The organism is Bacteroides sp. AF39-16AC (genome assembly GCF_003602735.1).
GTDB classification, from domain to species: domain Bacteria; phylum Bacteroidota; class Bacteroidia; order Bacteroidales; family Bacteroidaceae; genus Bacteroides; species Bacteroides uniformis.
This window is the reverse complement of record NZ_QTLN01000066.1, coordinates 1-2,062: the sequence shown is the minus strand read 5'-3', so window position 1 is coordinate 2,062 and position 2,062 is coordinate 1. Positions and strand designations below refer to the sequence as shown.

General features: G+C 43.9%; 4 protein-coding genes and 1 pseudogene. All 5 read left to right on the top strand.

All coding sequences use genetic code 11. The annotated features are described in order from the left end of the window. Positions 1–526 precede the first annotated feature (526 nt). Positions 527–937 (top strand): hypothetical protein, encoded by a 411-nt coding sequence (locus DW039_RS21160; protein ID WP_032588465.1) that lies wholly within the window; start codon positions 527–529, stop codon positions 935–937. Positions 938–999: 62 nt separating this feature from the next. Beyond that, on the top strand, positions 1,000–1,335 hold the full coding sequence (locus DW039_RS20650; protein WP_004310306.1) for a hypothetical protein: 336 nt from the start codon (positions 1,000–1,002) through the stop codon (positions 1,333–1,335). 7 nt (positions 1,336–1,342) lie between these two features. Then, the gene (locus DW039_RS20645; protein WP_005643957.1) at positions 1,343–1,558 is read left to right on the top strand and encodes a hypothetical protein; all 216 of its coding nucleotides are present in this window, start codon (positions 1,343–1,345) and stop codon (positions 1,556–1,558) included. 11 nt (positions 1,559–1,569) lie between these two features. Beyond that, positions 1,570–1,791, top strand: a complete 222-nt coding sequence (locus DW039_RS20640) for a hypothetical protein (protein WP_008019901.1) — start codon at positions 1,570–1,572, stop codon at positions 1,789–1,791. A 23-nt stretch (positions 1,792–1,814) separates the two neighbouring features. After that, positions 1,815–2,018: pseudogene (locus DW039_RS20635) on the top strand (PcfK-like family protein); the annotation flags it as partial. Positions 2,019–2,062 lie beyond the last annotated feature (44 nt).

Sequence of the window (2,062 nt, the reverse complement as noted above, 5' to 3'; positions counted from 1 at the left end):
GAAGTTACGAAAAGAGTGTAATTTATTGGAAATGAGCATTGGGTAATCGCTCATAATAGTAATAGGTTACGAATTAGTTAGTTATCTACTGCATTATTCTTCTGTGCGTTGCGTAACCTTCAAAGAACTCTTCGTATGCAAAAGTAACAATAAAACGGGAGATTTAGAAATGAATCTCCTGATTTTTTCTTCTCACACAAGTTTTTCCGTAAAAGCGATTTTATCCGTCAGCACACCATCGCCCAAAAAGATTTTGAACGAACGTGTGCCGACTGCCGCATAAGCGGAGAAAAGGGCTTTGCCTCACGCCTAAACAATAGTTTAGACTGATGAGACAAGGCCCCTTTCTTTTGTGCTTATGCCAAAGAGGTGCTTTTACGGGGTTTTGACGATTTTTCTTTTTTCGTTGTCCTTTTGAGCCGGAAGCGGAAAGCCGTGTATGACCGCACATTCCATAAATGGAACAAGCCGTCACTCACGGCAGACAAACCGGGAAGAATGATTTTATCCATCCGACCAAACACGTTTGGCCAAACAGATAAAAACATACTTCCTTGCCGATGGTTTGCTCGGTTTCACGCTACCGGCTATGTTCTTTTCTGTTGGGGATGTCTTTTTCACGGATTTCTCTTTTGAAGTTTTCCTGTCTAATCTGCCTCCACTTCCGTTTACCTCCATTTTCGCGCCTTTCAGTGAGCCGCATCAGGCAGTCATTTTCGTGCTGGGTGCAAAGGTAACTCCGGGATTGTACGGGAAAGCAAGGTCAAGCCTCCTGTTTTCTGGAAAAATCTCCAGCCTTTCGGGTAGTATTTTTCCGAAAAACCTTGCATTCCCTAATCCCTACCTTTTTAAGCACCCGAAACGAAAACGACCGATGCGACAGAAAGACGCATTAAAAAAAATGTCGGATAAACGAGAAGCAGATAAGATAGTTTGAAACTCAACTCCCTCAGCTCTTGAATCCGCATTAAAAAACAAAAAATCAAAAACAAAACGGATATGAGAACGGCAATAGCAACAAAATTCGTGGCATGGGAAGTACCAAGTTTGGAGAACCTGCAAGGCAGCAAGGTGTACGGACTTCGCACCAAACTGAACAATGGTGAGAAATTGAGCCGAGAGGAAAAGGATTGGCTTACACGCAACGTGAACAGCAACACCTATTTCAAGAGCGCAGTACCCTTGCAAGGTTGGATGTTTGACTTTTCCGACATTCTCCGAACCTACATTGTAAAGCAGTATGGACATTGGGCGGAATACAAGGCTACCGACAAGACCGCACTCCGCAGTTTCCTATACGGCAGGATAGACAGCATCGTGGAACTTAACAAATGATACGGCTATGACAGCAACGGTAAATTTCAGACAAATGGCGCAATACATAGGGCTTGCGATATGCACCCTAATCATGCGCACCGCCTTTTGGGTGTCCGGCATCCTTTGGTACATCGTCAGAGAGATAATAAACGGAGTGTTCCGAGTGGCAATAGGGGTAATCGTGGCTATTCTTTCCGTTATCCTGTTCTTCGGCTTCATTCTTTGGTTATTCACCCTTTAATCCCTACCGACATGGCAAAGAGAAGAAGCAAGACAGTGGAGCAACAATGCAGATACTACGAGGTGGGCAACATCTTCGAGTACATGGTGGAAACATACCTCAACGGCAATATGTCCGTGTTCCGTGGACTCTACCACGAACTGAACAAGGACGCACGGAAGGACTTTATAGACTTCCTATTGAGCGAGGTTGAGCCGATTTATTGGAGGGAGATTTTGAAACATACTATTTGACAACTCATAAAAACGACAGCGATATGAAAGGAACAGACCATTTCAAGAGAACGATACAGATGTATTTGGAACAACGTGCGGAGGAAGACACGCTCTTTGCGAAGAACTACCGCAATCCAGCCAAGAACATTGACGATTGCGTAACCTACATTCTGAACTATGTGCAGAAAAGCGGTTGTAACGGCTTCACGGACGGAGAGATATACGGACAAGCAGTACACTATTATCCCAATTAGTGACTTATCACAAGTTGATATTTTTGTTGAAGTAT